The sequence below is a fragment of the Peribacillus sp. Bi134 genome, assembly GCF_918698065.1.
Taxonomy (GTDB): Bacteria; Bacillota; Bacilli; order Bacillales; family DSM-1321; genus Peribacillus.
On sequence record NZ_CAKKLN010000008.1, the window covers coordinates 353,274 to 373,108 of the forward strand.

Here is a 19,835-nt window from a genome sequence, read left to right on the forward strand (position 1 = left end):
TTTTACCTTAGCACTGACAATACTCATACATTGGGGTGGTTTATAATGCTTACGGGGCATCGCACATGGGTGTTTGATCAAAAGCCTGTCATCGTCTCCACAGGAACTGTCGGCGGTCCATTTGAAGCAGACGGTATGCTTGCGGATGATTTTGATCTTCTCCATTCCGATTTATGGATAAATCAAGATACCTATGAAAAGGCACATAAAGTCTTATTGGAAGAAGCGAGCACAAAAGCAATCGAAAAGGCTGGTCTTCAGAAGGAACAGATTCAATTTTTCCTTGGAGGCGACCTTATCAATCAAATAACGCCTACCAGTTTTGCCTGCCGAACACTGGGAACGCCTTATCTCGGCTTATTTGGCGCCTGCTCCACCTCCATGGAGGGATTGGCGCTTGGTGCTTATCTTGTCAATACCAAAGGAGCAGAGTATTTATTGACAGGAGCATCAAGTCATAACGCCGCAGTAGAAAAACAATTCCGCTACCCAACTGAATACGGAGGGCAGAAACCTCCAACAGCCCAATGGACCGTTACAGGAGCCGGCGTGGCTTTATTAAGCAGCGCCGGGGAAGGACCAAGGGTCACTTCAGCTACGATAGGCCGGGTCATCGACATGGGCCTCACTGACCCTTTCAATATGGGAGGTGCCATGGCCCCGGCCGCCGTGGATACGATTGAAGCCCATTTAAGAGAAAGAAACCTCGACCCATCCTATTATGATCTGATAGTGACCGGGGATTTAGGGAAAATTGGACATGAAGTTTCTCTGGAATTATTTAAGAAACATGGTACGCCGATTAAAGAGGAGCAATATAAAGATTGCGGTTTAATGATATACAGGGATGGTCAACCGGTCCTGTCCGGGGCAAGCGGCCCAGGATGTTCCGCAACCGTCGTTTATGGTCACTTATTGAATCGCATGAAAAAGGGAGAAATAAAACGATTGCTCGTCGTGGCTACAGGTGCTCTATTATCTCCCCTTTCCTTTCAACAAAGTGAGACGATTCCATGCATTGCCCATGCCGTATCGATTGAATATGAGTAACCACAACCATGATTTACTTGTGTAACGGGACAGATAAGATTTGAAGTATACAAACAGACGCCTGCTCATACCGGACGGAGGTGGTTTCGGAAGCGTTAGCGGATGCGGAAAAGACTGGATTGTTCGGTTGTTGCCGCTCGCATGTTTGAAGTAACCGGTGCATGGGATAACAGCCTGGAGTGTTCCGACCCATAGACCTAAAGATTAGGAGGATGCTGCATGACGATAGCTTCCAATGTAAAGCAATGTGTATCTAGCCTAAAAGGAGTTGAAGCAGGTTTATCCAGCTTAGCACTCCGGACTCAAGACGATGAATCTAAACGCATCTTACATGAAACGATGCTGGTGGTGAATGAAGTTATTAAGGATGTACAGAAGCGCGTAGGCGAGTTAGAAAGGGAAGAACCGCAATATAAAGGTTTTTAATGACCATGATCAAGCAGGAGGTGTTTGGTAATGCCGGGTTGGATAGAAATTGTTTTGCGTTCATTTTTCTTTTTAATTGTTCTTTTTTTGATCACTAAAGTGTTAGGAAAAAAACAATTGTCCCAGCTCTCCTTTTTTGAATATGTAACGGGCATAACCATTGGTAATGTTGGGGCAGAATTAGCTACAAAAGTGGAGGGCAATATTATACATGGCGTACTGTCCATTCTCGTTTTTGCCATAGCACCCTTCATTGCAGGTTTAATATCCTTAAAAAGTAAAACTTTCCGTGATCTTGTGGAAGGAAAAGCATCGGTTTTCATCAAAGATGGGAAAGTCATGGAAGATAATTTAAAAAAAGAGAAATATACCATCGATGAATTGTTAGGATTGCTCCGGAAAAAGGATGTCTTCGATATTTCTGAAGTTGAGTTTGCCTTATTGGAAGCCAACGGGGATTTTTCCGTAATGTTAAAGAAGCAAAATCAACCTATAACAGCCAAGGACCTTAACTTGCCTGTAGCTGCAGTAAAGGAGCCACAAACCATCATTATGGACGGCAGCATACTTGATGAACCACTTTCCACGATTGGTCTGAACCAAAATTGGCTTCATACTGAATTGGATAAGCTGGGTGTACTCCTAGAAAATGTGTTTCTTGGTCAAGCTAATTCTAACGGAGAATTAACTGTGGACCTTTATGATGATAAGCTTAAAGTTCCTTCCCCTCAAGAAAAACCTCTTTTGCTCGCGACCTTGAAAAAATGCCAAGCGGACTTAGAGTTGTTTGCCCTTGGAACTGAATCAAAGGAAGCTAAAGAGATGTTCAGCAAAAATAGCGAAAAGCTGCAAAGGGCAATAGATGAAGTCGCCTATATCTTAAGGAACTAATCATTCCTTACTTTCATAAGCGATGTGATCAGTCCAATGATGACAATCGTCACACATGAAAAAAGAAAAATTTCGATCCCTAAGGTAAATGCTGCAGCTGAAATGATTAGTGTATCTATGACGATAATCGCCAAAGCAATATCCATGGAAGTAGATTTTGAGATGATTTTAGCTAACATATCCGTTCCCCCGCTGCTTGTCTCATATCGAAGCATGAGTCCTATGCCCATCCCTATGATGGCACCGCCAATCAAAGAGCTTGTTAGTATCGAAATGGAAAAGACCTTTTTCAATGGATTAAGCCAATCCATAAAAAGGGATGTCAAAAGCAATCCGTGAACGCTGCTATAGAAAAAAGGCCGTTCATAGTACCAGGCATATAAAAATATAGGAATACTAAGGATCAACATGGATAGCCCCGTTTGAAAACCAAAGAAATAATGAAGGATAAGTGCAATCCCAATAACGCCGCCATCTATTAAATGATGGGGAACTAAAAAACCATTGATTCCAATGCCCACCAAAAAGCTACCAACAATTACAGCCACCGCTTTTTGAAAATTAATAAAATCACCTTGCCTCCCAATCCATATATTCCTTACTATATGTCCAAGTCAAAGCGTCAAGAATAAACATGAAAAAAAAAAATCTCCCTCCCTTCCCTTCAAACTAATTACGGTAAAAAGGTCCCGATCATTTAGACCGGGACCACAGTTTGTAGGGAAAAGCGCGTCTAGGGAGACCCGCGGAAAGCGAGTGCCTTGAACAAAAATCAACGTCCAATTGTACAAGCCATAAAAAAACTGTAGGCCCAGTCAATTAGACCGGGCCACACTCATTCATTTCAACTCTAATAACACTACATTTTCAACATGTGTCGTCATTGGGAACATATCGACAGGCTGGATATCAACCGCTTTATATCCGCCTTCTTCCAATATATGAAGATCACGCGCTAAAGTGCCTGGGTTGCATGATACGTATACGACTTTGTTAGGTTTCATCTCGATGATCGTATTCAGAAGGGATTCTTCACAACCTTTGCGAGGCGGATCCACAACGATGACATCCGCAGTGTTGCCCTTTTGATACCATTCAGCAATAACGTTACCTGCGTCGCCGACCATGAATTCTGCATTTGAGATTTCATTCAATTCAGCGTTGCGGCGTGCGTCTTCTATCGCATCTTCGACCACTTCGACACCGATTACTTTTTTCGCTTTTTTAGCTAAGAATAAAGAGATGGTCCCAATGCCGCAATAAGCATCTATCACCGTTTCTTCACCCGTCAGCCCTGCATATTCAAGAGCTTTATCATAAAGGACTTTCGTTTGGTCTGGATTGATTTGGTAGAAGGATTTTGCTGAAATCGCAAACTTCACATCACCGATCATATCATGAATCACTTCGTCGCCCCATAGTACAGTCATTTTATCGCCCAAGATAACATTCGTTTTCTTGGAATTCACGTTTTGAACAATGGATTTCACTTGCGGAAGACGTTCAACGATTTCCTTCACGATGGTTTCGATGAAAGGAATACTTTTCGTCCTTGTAACAAGAACAATCATTAATTCGCCTGTTTGCTTGCCATAACGGGCCATGATGTGCCGTAAAACACCTTTATGTGCCTCTTCATTATAAGCAGGAATACCAAGTTTACTGAAAATCTCCTTAACAACTTGAACGGCTTCATTGATCACTTCATTTTGGATAATGCTTTCTTTCGTTTCAACAATTTCATGTGTCCGCGGTTTGAAGAATCCAGCTATTAGCTTGCCATCCTTTTCACCAACAGGTACTTGCGCTTTATTGCGATAGTGGGTTGGGTTCTCCATCCCGATGATCGGGTGAACCTTCGCATCCTCAAGTTTCCCGATTCGTGTCATCACTTCACGCACTTGCTTTTCCTTGAATTCCAACTGTCCTTCATAGCTCATATGCTGCAGCTGACAACCACCGTATTTAGGGTAATCTTCGGTCGTGACCTCAACACGGTATGGACTGTTTTCGATAATCTCCATCAAGCGGCCGAAGCCATAACCCTTATTAGCTTTCATCACTTTAATTTTTGCTTTTTCACCTGGAAGGGCGCTCTGAACAAAGATCGGGTAGCCATCGACTTTAGCGACGCCAGCCCCTTCATGTGTTAAATCTTCAAATAAAACCTCTATAATATCATTTTTAGCAACTGGTGCTGTTTTTTTCATATCATCTTCTCTTTTCTTTTTTATGCTAGCCTGTATTTTACCACAATAGAGGCCTTGTCACAAAACCACTCACCAATTTACCTTGGTTTTCATAAAAATATAGTGGAAGGAATTACGGATTTTTCATAGTTCCATGAATAAAAGTTCACTAAAAAAAGAAAAATAAGGAAAAACAGATGAGGTGAGGAAATGGGTTTATTTAACTCTATATCGGCCTGGAATGCTACAAGGTTAGAAAAACATCGTGCAAGTATGGAGGAAAAAGGCCTCTGTCCAGATTGTTACGGACGTGGATACAGCTCCTTCGTACCTACGGAATATCATTTTTCCGATATACACGACTGTCCCGGCTGTAATGGCACCGGCGCTTACGCTGATTGGGCCGCCATGAATGGACAGCAAATGTAATCGCATACAGTGCCATATATTAAATGAGTAAAAAGGACCCCCTGTTAAACAGGAGGTTCTTCTATTTCCTTTACCATATAGCGAAATTCATGACCGCTAATCGGAATGGTTTTAATTTCCACATACCCCAATCTGCCATAGAGACGATTCGCCGCTTCATTTTCCTTTTCAACAACCAAAGAAACCCTTGGATATCCCTTATGTTTAGCATATCCCTCAACATATTGAATCAGTGCACTACCAATACCTTTTCCTTGAAAATCCGGGTCGACGGATACTGTATCCAAATAAAAGTCTCTCATTTCCGCTTCCTTATCGAGCGTAACGCTTGGGTCTTTCATCTTCATCCTTAATTGTTTCACTATCGGTTCATCCAAGCTTTCGGCATCCTTGCCATGGTAAGCAATGATCAATCCAGATACTTGTCCATCATGTTCACTGACAAGCGTATTTTCATAGCTGACCCGATTCCCACTTTTCCTGAACAAATCGGCAAGAACGGAAAGTATCTTTTCTTCTTCCGTTTCACCAGTCAAAACCTCTGCAATTTCCTTAATCGCTAACCGGGTCAATACGGCTGCCTTTTTTGCATCGTCCGGTGTCGCTTTCCTGATATACATGTTTGTAATTCTCCTTGCTTCATTAAACTGAAAAGGCCACCAGATTCAGTGGCCACTTCAACCTATTTATTTGCCGGATCATCCGGCAGTATTCCTTGCGGGATGAATACATCAAAATGGCGGTACTGATTTACGAATTCAGCTGGGGCCATCCCGCCAAATTCCCCATCCAAGTTAAGCATCATGTCCTTTTTGGCATGTACTTTAATTCGATTGGCTTTTTCATAAATGACGTTTTTATCATGTATATGTTCACCGCGCATTGCCAATGTTGCGACACGGACAATATCAGCGAGGTTTGCCTTTTTCAAAATAAGCAACGTGAACATCCCATCATTCAAAGAGGCGTCAGGAGCCAGTTTCTCGAAGCCGCCGACCGAATTCGTGTTAGCCACCAAGAAAAGCATGATCTCTCCTTCAAAAAGCTTTCCATCATATTCAATAGAAACTTCCGTCGGCTTAATTGAAGGAAGCATTTCAATTCCTTTAATATAGTAGGCTAGCTGACCAAGCATGGTTTTCAGCTTGATTGGCACGTCGTAGGTCAATTCGGTCAATCTGCCCCCGCCAGCAATATTGATGAAATACTTATCGTTCATTTTCCCGATATCGACCGGCATCGTATGCCCACCGGCTATAATTTCGGCCGCTCCTTCGATCGACTTCGGTAAATGCAGCGCCCGGGCGAAATCATTGGTCGTTCCCGTCGGAATGATTCCTAGTTTCGGACGTTTCTCTGCAGTGGCCAGTCCATTAACAACCTCATAAATCGTACCGTCGCCCCCTGCTGCAATAACTACATCATAGCCGCGTTCAATCGCTATCTTAGCCGCTTTCGTCGCATCCCCGGCACCGGTCGTCGCATGTGCAGAAGCTTCATAACCAGCTTCTTCAAGTTTTGCTAGCACACCTGGCAGGCTCTTCTTAATGGCTTCCCGGCCCGAAGTCGGGTTGTAAATCAACCTTGCTCTTTTCATTTCCCATCATCCTTATACATATTGATTCCATAATTTACATCTTAATCCTTCGTTACATGAAAAGCAATATTCGAAAAAAAGAGGACCGTATTTCGGTCCATATCTTTTACATTTTACTAGAAATCGCATCAGGGAAAATTATAATGCTTTTTACAATTTTATTCTAGTAAATGATTTCAATCATGGATATTGAACGTTCACGTTAAATGTATCGGTAACCATTAAAGTATGTTTCCCATCACCAGTATTGAATATCCCATTCTTTTTTACAATGCCTTCATCACTTGTTCCTTTTTTCACTTCAGTCATCTTCCAGCCACTCTCGGGGCCTTCAAGTTCCTCGACCCCTCTAGCATCTATCTTGATATCACTATTATCCTGAAGGACTACACTTAGATTTCCGCTGTCCTTCACACTCCAGTCATTCAAGAGCTTTCTAGGCTTCAAGACAAGATCGGTACTTTGTCCGTCAATTTCCACTGCCAACTCAGCAGGGATTATAAGGGTTGCCTTAAGATTCCTTGTACCACTGTCCAAAAGTCCATTTTGACTCGGTAAATCCTTGAAGCTAATATAAAGAGTATCACCATTTCTTTCAACAAGTAAATAATCTTCCGCTTTGTTCAACAATGAATCATCATCTTCCATTACCCGCTCACCATATGTTCCAAAAACGGAAACTTCTTCGTCCTTACCACTTTCAATTGTCAATGGGTATGAACCAGTGTCCAGGACAACTCTCTGTATGCCCTTTCCTGCCTTTTGATTGAAACCAGGCAAATTGACCGTTTTCTCTTCACTATTAACGGCAGCCCTAACTTGATCCAACAATCCGCTGGATGTAAGCAGAATTAAAACTATTCCCGTCGTTCCAAGCAATCCAACGAAAAGAATGCTAAGAATATCATACTTTACAAAAGAACTTTCTTTTCTGGAAAAATAAATATAAAAGAGAATCTCTGCACCCAAGATAATGAACAGCAACGGCCACCACGATAGCAGAATCGTCGTCAAATTCATATCCGAAATTTGAGAAACGAGTAAAACAAAACCCAAACCAACCAGGGAGATCCCCATTGAAATCGTTCCGACTCTCCATGTTCTCATTTAGTCTCCTCCTCGACTCTACCTTTTTTACTTCCCGACAGCAGTTTGATTCCCCCGCCTATGAGAAGGATGCATACAAGTCCTTTTTGAAAATAATCTCTAAACCAATACTCCAAGTTGCTTCCAATCCATTCATCCAAATGAGGGGCAATGGCCGGGACGATTATATTACTGGCCAAGAAATAGATTCCAATTCCCACCAACCCCAATCCTAGCCATTTTTGGTGATTGACCATACCCGAAATGATGGGCGTATCTTCTACTGGTCCCTCTTCCATTTTCGAGGCTTTTTGCAATCCATCAAAAAAACTATAAAACCAGATAATCGGAATAAGGAAAAAGAAGAAACCTAACCGGAGTAAATCCAGTATGTAAATGGCGAATAAAAAGCCGGCCATCAATTGAATTCCACGTTTTTGCAGCCCCAAATATAAGTGACCTGCACCAGGAAAAATGGCGAGTAAAGTCGCGACCGATTTACTCTTCTTGCCGGATTCCCTTCTCTCCTCGAAGTCTTCCAAAACGGTCCGATCGATAAGCTCCTCACCTCTTTGCTTTTTATTCAGCTGTTGAACAGAATCAAAAAAGCTGTAAATCCAGATAACAGGCAATAATGCCATGAATATCAACAGGCCTTCCATTTGTGTCATCACACTGATGAATACAACCATGATGCCAAGGCCTAAAAAGCCGATGAGAAAAATGAGTCCCCGATTCATGAGACCCAGCTGAAAATGCCCTAATCCTGGAACGAATGACAGGATGATTACATAAAATCTTTCCGTCTCCGGCTGATCGGCCCCTACATTCTCTTCATTTTTAGGATTCCTCAGTGAGGTGACCACCAAATCAAATATACTGATGAAATAAAACACCATTCCAATAACGGAAAAAGCCAGAAACGCATCCGATTGACTGATCAACGAAAGAAATAGACCTCCAAGCCCCAATCCAGCCGTGGCAAGAAAATAAAATAACCCTTTATATTTCCTTCCTAGGTAAAAATGTCCGAAACCTGGCAGAAACGATAATAAAAAAGCTAATACCGGACTTTTATTCATTTCTAAACCCCTCCTTATTCTTCTTTTCGATTGTGTCCATCCAATTAAATGTTTTATCAATAAGTCCATCGGTTAAGGACTGCGTTTCCCTTCCGCTGCTTGATTCCACAGAATCCACGTATTCCGTCAATGATTGAAATACTCCGCCTGCCATCAATAAAATGGTAAACCCGGCCGCGATCAGGTAATGTCTTGTAATCGTCCGGAGTGATTTCTCTTTTCGGTGTTGTTTAGCCTCTTCACCAGAACCTTCTTTCAATCGGCTAATCGAGTCCATGACCGGACCTGCAATATCAAATCCTTCGATGTCCAGACTGGTTTCTTCTTTTTCCATCGCTTCCATATAGGCGGACAAACACTTGTCACAGGAGTATAGATGATTTTCATATTCAATTTTTAGAGCCTCTGGTATTTCATCTGCCAAATATGCAACCCATTCTGCTTCAGGAACATGATTCACGAAAAATCCTCCTCTTTCCAATGTTTTCTCATCCAATTTCTTGCCCGATATAGCTTTACCTCGACAGATTTCACTTGAATATGCTGTTCCTCTGCAATTTGCTTGAATGTCTTTTCCTTTATGTAATAGCTATATACAACATCCCGATATCCCTCTGGAAGGTCATTCAGCTTCCGTAATACTTGCTTTCGCCTTTCATTCAGAAAGAATACCGCCTCGACATCATCCGTTAAGCCCAAATTAGCTTCCGATGAATGTTCTTCCTGCAATTCTTCCTTTTGGCGTTCCCTCTTTCTCTTTAAATCGATTGCATGATTTACCGCAATTCGGGTAATCCAGGTTTTGAAACCTTGGTTCTTATATTGAGGAAGAGAGGTGTAGATTTTGATAAAGACTTCCTGGGTAACATCTTCTGCATCCTTTTGATTCCGCAAGACGGAATAGACGGTCCTATAAATCGTCTGTTTATATGTTTCAATCAACATTCGGAATGCATGATCATTCCCAGCCCTTACCTTCTCAACTAACTCATCCGTCACTTCTCTTCCTCCTTTCCTTTTAATCATTCATGTAATAGACGCACAAAAAGGAGTTACCCCTACAGATAACTCAAAAATTTTTTCGCTTTTTCACAGTAAAATCTTTTCTTAATCAAGAGAAAACCGTACCACTTTAAAAGTGATACGGTCAATATTAACGTTTATTGATTTCTTCCACCAAAATTTTATTAACAAGCTGTGGATTGGCTTGTCCTTTTGTCGCTTTCATGATCTGTCCGACAAGGAAGCCGATTGCTTTTTGTTTACCGGCCTTAAAATCTTCAATTGATTGCGGGTTATTATTCAATGCTTCTTCAACGGCTGTACGCAATGCGCCTTCATCGGAAATTTGGACTAGTCCCTTCTCCTTGACGATCGTTTCAGCATCCCCGCCGTTTTCAATCAATTCTTTGAAAACTTTTTTAGCGATTTTAGAAGAAATCGTGCCATCTTCAATCAGCTTGATCATTCCAGCCAACGCTTCAGCAGTCAATTTGACTTCATGCAGCTCTTTACCTTCTGCATTCAAGAAGGCGGAAACCTCACCCATGATCCAGTTAGATGCCAGTTTTGCATCAGCTCCTGAAGCGACTGTCGCTTCAAAGAAATCAGCACTTTCTTTCGTTACCGTTAAAACGGCTGCATCATATTCAGGTAAGCCAAATTCTTCGACATAGCGTTTTTTCCGGGCATCCGGAAGTTCCGGAATCTCGGCAGCGATACGCGCTTTCCATTCTTCATCGATATGAATTGTCAATAAGTCCGGTTCCGGGAAGTAACGGTAATCATCGGAGCCTTCCTTAATTCGCATTAGTACCGTTCTGCCTGTAGCTTCGTCGAACCGGCGTGTTTCCTGTTCGATTATGCCGCCTTCATTCAAGATTTCCGCTTGGCGGATTTCTTCATGCTCCAACCCTTTGCGGACGAAGTTGAATGAGTTCAAGTTTTTCAATTCGGTTTTCGTACCGAATTCTTTTTGGCCGACAGGTTTCAAGGAAATGTTGGCATCACAGCGAAGTGAGCCTTCTTCCATTTTACAATCGGAAACGCCGGTGTATTGAATGATGGATTTCAATTTTTCCAGATATGCATAAGCTTCTTCTGGGGAAGTGATATCCGGTTCGGATACGATTTCAACTAGAGGCGTACCTTGGCGGTTATAATCACAAAGTGAATAGTTCCCTTTATGTGTCAGCTTTCCAGCATCCTCTTCCATATGAATGCGGGTAATGCCAATTTTCTTTTTCTTGCCGCCCACCTCAATCTCAATCCAACCATGCTCACCGATCGGCTGATCGAATTGTGAAATTTGGTATGCTTTAGGATTGTCCGGGTAAAAGTAGTTTTTCCGGTCGAATTTCGTAATCTCCGCCACTTCGCAATTCAGGGCAATTGCAGCCTTCATTGCAAAATCAACAGCCTTTTTATTGACGACAGGCAATACACCTGGGTAGCCTAGGTCGATTACAGTCGTGTTACTATTTGGAGCGGCACCAAAATGATTTGGGCTCGCTGAGAAAATTTTAGAATCCGTTTTTAATTCTACGTGTACTTCTAGACCAATCACCGTTTCAAAGTCCATTTTTTTTCACCCCTTACAGCTTAGGAAATTGTTTATGAAAATCTGTTGCTTGCTCAAATGCGTGAGCCGCGCGGTAAATCGTGCTTTCATCAAAATGCTTACCAATCATTTGCAGTCCAAGCGGAAGACCATTCGCTGCGAATCCACATGGTACGGATATACCCGGTACACCAGCAAGATTGACTGGAATCGTCAAGATATCATTCGCATACATCGTTAATGGATCGTCGACTTTTTCACCAATTTTAAATGCAGGCGTAGGTGTAGTCGGCCCAACGATGACATCGTATTTTTCAAAAACATCTTCAAAGTCTTTTTTGATTAACGTACGTACTTTTTGAGCCTTTTTATAATAAGCATCATAATAACCTGAACTTAAGGAGAAAGTTCCAAGCATGATACGGCGTTTCACTTCGTCACCGAATCCTTCTGCACGGGTTTGCTTATACATTTCTATAAGTGTTTCTGCATTATCTGTACGGTGTCCGTAACGCACACCGTCAAAACGTGAAAGGTTAGCCGAAGCTTCCGATGAAGATAGCAGATAATAGGCAGCTAAAGCATATTTGGAATGCGGCAAGGATACCTCTTCCCATTCAGCTCCAAGCCCCTCTAATACTTTTAATGCTTCAAGTACGGAATTACGTGCTTCTTCACCAACGCCTTCGCCAAGATATTCCTTAGGCACAGCTATTTTCAATCCTCTAACCTCGCCTGTTAATGAATTCACAAAATTCGGCACGTCAACATTGGCAGAGGTCGAATCCATTGGATCTACACCTGAAATCGCTTCAAGCAAATAGGCGTTATCTTCAACCGTTCTTGTAACTGGCCCAATTTGATCCAGTGAAGACGCAAATGCTACTAGTCCGAATCGGGAAACACGTCCATATGTAGGTTTTAAGCCGACAACTCCACAATAGGCCGCTGGTTGGCGGATCGATCCACCCGTATCGGAACCTAAAGAGAATAGGACCTCACCGGAAGCGACAGATGCAGCTGAACCGCCCGAAGAACCTCCTGGCACAAATTCCGTGTTCCAAGGGTTGCGTGTTGCCTGAAATGCGGAGTTCTCATTGGAAGAACCCATCGCAAACTCATCCATATTCAATTTCCCGATCGTAACCGTTTCTGCTTTCTGTAGCTTTTGAACAACGGTTGCATCATAGATTGGATCAAAGTTCTCCAAAATTTTGCTCGCACAAGTCGTACGCAAATTTTTAGTGACAATATTATCCTTCACTCCGATTGGCATACCAAATAAAGCGCCTTCGTTCTCGCCTTTTACCAATTGATCATCCAATCGTTTTGCTTGATTGCGGGCGTTTTCTTCATCAAGTGTCAAAAATGCCTTCACCTTGTCCTCTACTTGTCCGATTCGCTTATACGATTCGTTAACAAGATCAGTGACACTTATCTCTTTCTTATGTAAGCGTTCATGAAGCTCAGAAACCTTTTGTTCGAACAACGACATCATTGTCCCTCCTTATTCAATTATTGATGGTACACGGATATATCCTTCTTTGCTATCCGGTGCATTTTTAACTACTTCTTCTACTGGCAATCCCGGTTTTGCGACATCTTCGCGCATAACATTCTTCATATCCAAAACGTGAGAAGTCGGGTTTACTTGATCCGTATCAAGCTCATTCAACTGCTCCGCGAATGAAATCATTTGGTCAAGCTGATGCTGAAACTGTTGTGCTTCTTCTTCCGTAATGGCCAAACGAGCCAAATGGGCAACGTGTTTAACTTGTTCCATAGAAATACGTGACATTCTCTTCACCTCCGAAAAAATATCCAAATCGACTGAATTTCGTCGCTTTTCTCCATATAATCATCGTTTAAATCATATCAAACTATTACACAGTAAAGCAACAAGAGATACAATGTCGAAATTCAATTATTTCATAAGGAAAAAGAGATATTTTCCGGGAAATATGGGGAAGTTGCCGGAATTTCCGGGGAAATGACAATAAGTCCTTTAAAATTCGACAAATGTTCCCTTTTTAAAGCAGTTGCTCCCTAAGATGGAAGGGTTTACTTCCTGTTTAAAGGTTATTTTGGATACATTCCCATTAAAAAGCGGGACACAAAAAAGATGAAGCCGCTAAGCTTCATCTTTTTTCATTCATATATATGAACGGTTGGTTCGTCCTGATTCGCTTCACGGACTATGAGTGCTTCAGGTCCATTTACAGAGGTGATGGATACCTGTACGGCAATATAGTTCGGGAAACGTTCCATTACAAGGCCAGCAACATATTGGGTAAAGCCGATCGCTTCGGAGTTCCCATAAAATTGAATGGGGATATCGATGTTCAGACTTTGCAATTGATCATCCATATAGAACGCCCTGCCGATGACTCCGTTAAAGTTAGGGAAGTATTCTTCGACATCTTCTTTAAAGTTTGTGAATGTATTGACGTCATCACGGTATTTTTTTTCAGCCCCTGCAGAAGGAAATAGGAAATACTCTTCGTCCAGGTTCGTCCATTTTCCAATATTGTCAGAGTTTTTATCGATATTCGTATAGGAAATGAAATTCCCAGGGACTACTGAAGATTTTTCATTTTGCTCGAATAAGGCAATCGTAATCGGAACATTTTTCAGCTTGTCCATTTTACGCAGCCTTTTCAGGACTTCTGCAGCAATTTTCTCCCCTTCTTGCTTTAGCTTGTTACTATCGATTTTATTTTCATAGGTGGCACCGAAATCTTCCTTTTGATAGTAATGCACTGAATTCAACGCAAGACCTATTACAACTCCGCCAAGGCTCACTGAATTATCTTTTGTTTTCACCAAGTAATTATGTTCTAAAATATGGGCAAGATAGATCGGATTTTCTTCATTCCGCTTATCAATGTCACCTTTACCCGGATCAACCGGATTCAAGCCAAGGTTCTCTGAGGCTTTCTTCTTCTTTTCTTTCAACTGACTATCGGTATATTTTCTGTTCAGCCAGGAAGATATCGTGGAACTATCTAGCATTTGCCCCTCTTGAAACAGGTAATCTTCCGGGTCGAATTGGGTTTGCGCCAACCGCATCAAACCATTTTCGAATTCTTCAATGTCATATCGGGTATTTAGATTGGATACGACCAAACCGCGTGCTTTTGATGGTTCAAACGGTAGGATTGTTTGATAATATTCTTCCGAAATTTTATACTTCGGAATAATTGCCGATTCTTTTTTGTCTTTGGAGTCTTGAACTACCTCTTGCTTATCCTCAAAACTAGGCGCACATCCAGCAAGAAGCAGTATAAGAATCATCCCCAAAATAGAGTGTTTCCTCATAGCTACACCTCTTATTTATTTAGTTCCTCAATCAGTCTCTCTTCATCCCATACCATGACGCCTAGGCTTTCAGCTTTTGCCAGTTTGGAACCGGCATCTTCGCCAGCTACGACCAAATCGGTTTTCTTGCTGACACTTCCAGCAACATTAGCTCCTAGCGCCTCTAATTTCTCTTTTGCTTCGTTACGTGTTAACTGATGCAGTTTCCCCGTTAAAACGACTGTTTTACCGGAAAAAATGGAGTCGATATCTTCTATAGCAACAGCTCTTTGCCCTTTGAAAGTAAGATTCACACCGGCTGCATCCAGCTCATTCAATAATGCATGGACTTCTTCCAATTCAAAATAAGCTACGATGGAATCAGCCATCTTATCGCCTATTTCATTAATGGCCGTTAGTTCTTCACGGCTCGCCTTGCTTAAGGCCTCCATCGTCCCGAATTCCCTCGCAAGCGTCTTGGCAGCTTTGGAACCAACATGGCGAATGCCCAGCCCGAATAGTAATTTTTCCAACGAGTTGGTCTTCGAAGCTTCGATTGCTTGAAGAAGTTTATTGACGGATTTATCCCCCATCCTTTCCAAAGCAATCAGTTGATCGTATGTAAGCTTATAAATATCAGCCACATCTTGTATGAGTTCTTCTTTAAATAACAAGCTAATCACTTTTTCACCAAGACTGTCTATATTCATTGCTGTACGGGAAACAAAGTGAATCAAACCTTCCCGTATTTGTGCGGGACACTTCGGGTTGATGCAGCGTAAAGCAACCTCCCCGTCCAGCCGGACAAGTTCACTGCTGCATTCCGGGCACTCAGTCGGCATCTGGAACTCGACTTCTTCCCCTGTACGGCGGTCTGCCAGCACATTGACTACCTCTGGAATGATATCGCCCGCTTTTTTCACGACCACTTGATCTCCGATTCTGATGTCCTTTTCACGGATTAAGTCTTCGTTGTGAAGTGAAGCTCGCTGTACAGTGGTACCTGCTACCCGAACGGGATCCAAAACTGCGGTAGGGGTCAATACACCCGTACGGCCAACATTCAGCTCGATATCCCTTAGGGTTGTAATGACTTCTTCAGCTGGGAATTTATAAGCAATCGCCCATCGCGGACTTTTTGCAGTAAATCCTAATTCATCCTGCTGTTCAAGGGAATCCACCTTTACGACAATTCCATCAATATCATAGGCTAAGTTTGGACGTTGTTCCGTCCATTCTACTATATAGGCCAGCACTTCTTCTATATTCGAGCATCTTTTTCTTTCCCGATTCGTCTTAAATCCGAGTCGATCCAATAAATCCAGACCCTCACTGTGGGAACGGACCCCTGTTTCGCCCAAATCAGCAATCGCATAAAGGAAAATATCCAAGTTACGTTTCGCAGCAAGTTTTGGGTCAAGCTGCCTTAACGAGCCCGCAGCTGCATTTCTTGGGTTTGCAAATGGTTCCTCACTGCGTTCTTCCTTAGCCTTGTTTAATGATTCGAATGATTTTTTTGGCATGAAGGCCTCACCGCGCACTTCAATGGCAACCGGCTCCCGCAGCTTCAATGGAATCGATTTGATCGTTTTTAAATTAGCGGTAATATCTTCACCAATCGTTCCATCTCCACGGGTTGCCCCTCTTACGAAATATCCATTTTCATATTGAAGAGTGACGGCAAGTCCATCAATTTTCAATTCACATACATAGGAAAAATCGTCACCTACAGATTGTCTGACCTTTCTGTCAAAATCCCGTAAGTCACTTTCATTGAAGGCATTGCCTAAACTAAGCATTGGTGTGTTATGCTCCACTTTTTCAAACATATCCAAAATGGCGCCACCGACCCGTTGTGTCGGTGAGTCCGCCGTTTGCAGTTCCGGAAATTTCTCCTCATACTCAATAAGTTCACGGAGCAGACGATCATATTCAGCATCAGGTACTGATGGCTGGTCCATGACATAATATTCATAGCTGTATTGGTTCAACAACGTTTGCAGCTCTAGAATTTTCTTCTCTGCAGCTTGTAAGTCCATACGTTCAATCCTTTCTAAAGAAGACTCCACCGCACTTCTTATAGAAGAGCGGTGTCTAAAGTCAGATATCCCTATTCTTTACCAGTGGAAGCATATTAATCTTAAGCCTTTTCAACTGGTGCAAATTTCGCCAATAGCCGCTTGATTCCGATTGGACTTGGAAAGGCTATATCCAATTCCTTCCCTTCGCCTTCTCCTTTTACGCTCACCACGGTTCCTATTCCCCATTTTTTATGGGAGGCACGGTCACCGACAGCCCAGCCGATCTCTTCGCCGCCCGTTGCGGATGGCGCAGAAACAGCTCTTCCGAAGGCAGGCATTTTTCTTGTTGAAGCAGTTGAAGGAGATCCGGTTCTCGAAGAACTGAAAGGTGTTTGCCTAGCTCTAGGAGCCGGTTTCGGTTTTAGATCTTCAAGAAGTTCCTCTGGTATTTCACTAATGAAACGGGAAACGGGATTCATGCTCGTCCGTCCATACAATGTCCGCATTTGGGCATTGCTTATGAATAGTTCATTTTCAGCCCTTGTAATTCCCACATAAGCCAGACGGCGTTCTTCTTCCATCTCCTCTTCATCCATAAGCGATCGGCTGTGAGGGAATACCCCTTCTTCAAGGCCCAATAGAAAGACCACCGGATATTCAAGTCCCTTCGCTGAATGCAGCGTCATCAACGTTACCGTATTTGTAGCTTCTTCAGTATTCTCGTCAAGTTGGTCTATATCTGCAACCAACGCAAGGTCAGTCAAAAAGCCCACCAATGATTTGTCTTCGCTGTTATCTTCGAATGCTTTCGTAACAGATAAAAACTCATCTATATTTTCAAGGCGGCTTTGTGATTCAATCGTTTTTTCTGCCTGCAGCATCTCACGGTAACCGGTTTTCTTAATGACTTCCTCCACAAGTTCCGTTACGGATAAGTATTCCTGCTGATTTGTATAATTAGTGATCAGCGTATGGAATTCCCTTGCCGCTTTGGTAGCCTTCCCGCTTATCCCTACCATTTCCACAGATTCCAGTGCTTTATAAATGGAAACATCATATTGATCTGCATAATCTGCCACTTTGTCCATTGAAGTTGCACCAATTCCGCGTTTTGGTACATTGATTACACGGCGAAGACTGATGTCATCATCAGGATTCGCAATAAGGCGAAGATAGGCAAGTAAATCCTTAATCTCTTTACGGTCATAGAACTTGGTGCCCCCGACTATTGCATAATTTATATTGGATTTAAGCAGAACTTCCTCCATGACACGTGATTGTGCATTTGTTCTGTAAAGTATTGCTATATCTGAATATTTCCGGCTGCCATCCTGGACTAACTCATTTATCTTTCCGGCTACGAATTGCGCTTCCCCTTGTTCATTGTCTGCACGGTAATAGAATATCTTATTGCCATCTGCATTCTCTGTCCAAAGATTTTTCGGCTTCCGGTTTTGATTGTTATCGATGACCTTATTCGCCGCTGCAAGAATCTTTTTCGTTGAGCGGTAATTCTGTTCAAGGAAAATCATGTTGGCATTCGGATAATCCTTTTCAAATGAAAGGATATTCGCGATATCCGCACCGCGCCAGCGATAGATCGATTGATCGGAATCCCCGACAACACAGAGATTACGGAAGCGTGAAGCCAGCAGTTTAACAAGCATGTATTGAGCCCTGTTCGTATCTTGATACTCATCAACATGAATGTATTGAAATTTACGCTGATAATATTCAAGCACCTCAGGTACGAGCTGGAACAATTGAATCGTCATCATGATCAAATCATCGAAATCGAGCGCTGAATTTTTACGCAGCCGTTTTTGGTATTCCGTATATACATCGGCAGTTACTTTAGTGAAGTAATCAGACGCCGTCTTCAGGTACTCTTCCGGCCCGACCAATTCATTTTTCGCTGAACTGATGCTACCCAAAATGGCACGATAATCATATTTTTTTGTATCCATATTACGGTCTTTCATGATTTGTTTTATGACCGATTGCTGATCCGTCGTATCCAATATCGAGAAGTTTCTATTAAATCCGATACGGTCGATATCTCTTCGTAAAATACGGACACACATCGAGTGGAAAGTCGAAATCCAGATATCTTCGGACGCACCGCCAAGTATGGCTCGGATCCTCTCCTTCATCTCACGTGCCGCTTTGTTGGTGAACGTGATTGCAAGGATGTTCCAAGGCGCTATTTCCTTCTCGACCATCAAGTAAGCTATTCGGTGAGTCAGCACACGCGTCTTTCCACTTCCTGCCCCAGCCATGATTAAAAGTGGGCCATCAGTTGCTTTCACTGCTTTTTGTTGCTGTTCATTCAAACCTATTAGTAATTTTTCCGCTAAATATTGCATTATCACACCACCTATACGAACATTCGTTTCTGTTTTAGTATACTATATTTATTACATGTTTTCATTTAACTGCCGAAACTGTTGCAAGTGCCACTTTCAAATCTTCATAAATCACATTGCCGACAACGATGACATCCGCAATCTTGGACATCTCTTTGGCCTGTTCAACTGATTTTATCCCACCGCCATAGAATAGTACGGTATTCTCCAAACTCTCTTTGGCAGCTTCCACCATCTGGACATCGCCATAATCACCGCTGTATTCCAAATAAAAAATCGGCAGGTTGAACATCTTTTCTGCCATCATCGCATATGCACCCACATCATCCATATCCAAATCGGTATTGGCTTTCGTCAACTGGGACGCCTTGCACTCAGGATTCAGGATACAGTACCCTTCAACGAAAATTTCATCCCAATTCAAAAGGTATCCATATTCCTTGACTGCTTGCTGATGCAGTTTCATCATCCAATCCGGGTTGGTGCTATTCAGGACACTCGGAATGAAATATAAATCAAACCCTGGCGTCACGGTTTCAACAGAAGAAATTTCCATCACACATGGGACGGTATATCGTCTGACACGTGCCATTAAATGAAGCACATTCTCTAGCGTGATTCCATCCGTTCCCCCGACCATGATTGCATCAGTACCGGATTCACAGACTTTCTCTAGGGCCTCATCACTTATTTCTTTATTTGGATCGAGTTTGAAAACATGTTTCCACTCGCGAAAATCGTACATTATAATCCTCCATTCACACTTCCCATTACACCATTATAGCATTAAGATTTTTCATTAAAAAAGAGAAGTATCGATAAAATGTTATTACCAAATGGA

Annotated in this window: 19 protein-coding genes; 3 read left to right on the top strand and 16 right to left on the bottom strand. The window is 42.4% G+C overall.

The features are described from left to right. Positions 1-45 precede the first annotated feature (45 nt). The 3 genes from spoVAD (at position 46) to LQ188_RS20035 (ending at position 2,367) form a co-directional block, all read left to right on the top strand. A complete protein-coding gene (spoVAD, locus tag LQ188_RS20025) occupies positions 46-1,050 on the top strand; it encodes a stage V sporulation protein AD (protein ID WP_101224999.1) in 1,005 nt (334 codons plus the stop codon). Positions 1,051-1,269: 219 nt separating this feature from the next. Then, the gene (locus tag LQ188_RS20030) at positions 1,270-1,476 is read left to right on the top strand and encodes a DUF1657 domain-containing protein (protein WP_101225000.1); all 207 of its coding nucleotides are present in this window, start codon (positions 1,270-1,272) and stop codon (positions 1,474-1,476) included. Positions 1,477-1,506: 30 nt separating this feature from the next. Then, positions 1,507-2,367, top strand: coding sequence for a DUF421 domain-containing protein (locus LQ188_RS20035; RefSeq protein WP_230177944.1), 861 nt, complete (start codon positions 1,507-1,509; stop codon positions 2,365-2,367). Here LQ188_RS20035 and LQ188_RS20040 read toward each other — a convergent pair. From LQ188_RS20040 to LQ188_RS20115, 16 genes are all read right to left on the bottom strand, one after another. Continuing rightward, entirely contained in the window at positions 2,364-2,915 is a 552-nt protein-coding gene (locus tag LQ188_RS20040) for a YitT family protein (RefSeq protein WP_260356292.1), read from the bottom strand. The two genes, LQ188_RS20035 and LQ188_RS20040, sit on opposite strands and share 4 nt — an antisense overlap. A 291-nt stretch (positions 2,916-3,206) precedes the next feature. Then, a complete protein-coding gene (gene rlmD, locus LQ188_RS20045; RefSeq protein WP_101225003.1) occupies positions 3,207-4,577 on the bottom strand; it encodes a 23S rRNA (uracil(1939)-C(5))-methyltransferase RlmD in 1,371 nt (456 codons plus the stop codon). Between the two features lie 231 nt (positions 4,578-4,808). Beyond that, positions 4,809-4,991 carry a hypothetical protein gene (locus tag LQ188_RS20050; protein WP_157831128.1) on the bottom strand — a complete coding sequence of 61 codons (183 nt, stop codon included), beginning with the start codon at positions 4,989-4,991 and terminating at the stop codon, positions 4,809-4,811. A gap of 38 nt (positions 4,992-5,029) precedes the next feature. After that, on the bottom strand, positions 5,030-5,605 hold the full coding sequence (locus tag LQ188_RS20055) for a GNAT family N-acetyltransferase (protein ID WP_101225005.1): 576 nt from the start codon (positions 5,603-5,605) through the stop codon (positions 5,030-5,032). Between the two features lie 62 nt (positions 5,606-5,667). Continuing rightward, positions 5,668-6,582 (bottom strand): diacylglycerol kinase, encoded by a 915-nt coding sequence (locus LQ188_RS20060; protein WP_101225006.1) that lies wholly within the window; start codon positions 6,580-6,582, stop codon positions 5,668-5,670. Positions 6,583-6,762: 180 nt separating this feature from the next. After that, a complete protein-coding gene (locus tag LQ188_RS20065) occupies positions 6,763-7,689 on the bottom strand; it encodes a hypothetical protein (protein ID WP_230177946.1) in 927 nt (308 codons plus the stop codon). Beyond that, positions 7,686-8,750, bottom strand: a complete 1,065-nt coding sequence (locus LQ188_RS20070; RefSeq protein ID WP_230177947.1) for a hypothetical protein — start codon at positions 8,748-8,750, stop codon at positions 7,686-7,688. Before LQ188_RS20070 ends, LQ188_RS20065 begins: the two co-directional genes overlap by 4 nt. Then, positions 8,743-9,210 carry a hypothetical protein gene (locus tag LQ188_RS20075; RefSeq protein ID WP_101225009.1) on the bottom strand — a complete coding sequence of 156 codons (468 nt, stop codon included), beginning with the start codon at positions 9,208-9,210 and terminating at the stop codon, positions 8,743-8,745. The genes LQ188_RS20070 and LQ188_RS20075 overlap by 8 nt, the downstream gene beginning before the upstream one ends. Beyond that, positions 9,207-9,749, bottom strand: coding sequence for a sigma-70 family RNA polymerase sigma factor (locus LQ188_RS20080; RefSeq protein WP_230177948.1), 543 nt, complete (start codon positions 9,747-9,749; stop codon positions 9,207-9,209). Before LQ188_RS20080 ends, LQ188_RS20075 begins: the two co-directional genes overlap by 4 nt. A gap of 154 nt (positions 9,750-9,903) precedes the next feature. Next, positions 9,904-11,331, bottom strand: coding sequence for an Asp-tRNA(Asn)/Glu-tRNA(Gln) amidotransferase subunit GatB (gene gatB, locus LQ188_RS20085; protein WP_230177949.1), 1,428 nt, complete (start codon positions 11,329-11,331; stop codon positions 9,904-9,906). Between the two features lie 13 nt (positions 11,332-11,344). Beyond that, positions 11,345-12,805 (bottom strand): Asp-tRNA(Asn)/Glu-tRNA(Gln) amidotransferase subunit GatA, encoded by a 1,461-nt coding sequence (gatA, locus tag LQ188_RS20090; RefSeq protein WP_230177965.1) that lies wholly within the window; start codon positions 12,803-12,805, stop codon positions 11,345-11,347. 12 nt (positions 12,806-12,817) lie between these two features. Then, complete coding sequence (gene gatC, locus LQ188_RS20095) at positions 12,818-13,108, bottom strand: Asp-tRNA(Asn)/Glu-tRNA(Gln) amidotransferase subunit GatC (RefSeq protein WP_076372748.1); 291 nt, start codon at positions 13,106-13,108, stop codon at positions 12,818-12,820. Between the two features lie 350 nt (positions 13,109-13,458). Next, positions 13,459-14,628, bottom strand: coding sequence for a CamS family sex pheromone protein (locus tag LQ188_RS20100; protein ID WP_230177950.1), 1,170 nt, complete (start codon positions 14,626-14,628; stop codon positions 13,459-13,461). 11 nt (positions 14,629-14,639) lie between these two features. Then, positions 14,640-16,646: an NAD-dependent DNA ligase LigA gene (gene ligA / locus LQ188_RS20105; RefSeq protein WP_230177951.1), complete on the bottom strand. Its 2,007-nt coding sequence runs from the start codon at positions 16,644-16,646 to the stop codon at positions 14,640-14,642. 101 nt (positions 16,647-16,747) lie between these two features. Further along, entirely contained in the window at positions 16,748-18,994 is a 2,247-nt protein-coding gene (gene pcrA / locus LQ188_RS20110; protein ID WP_230177952.1) for a DNA helicase PcrA, read from the bottom strand. Between the two features lie 61 nt (positions 18,995-19,055). Next, complete coding sequence (locus LQ188_RS20115) at positions 19,056-19,739, bottom strand: heptaprenylglyceryl phosphate synthase (RefSeq protein ID WP_230177953.1); 684 nt, start codon at positions 19,737-19,739, stop codon at positions 19,056-19,058. Positions 19,740-19,835: the final 96 nt, after the last annotated feature.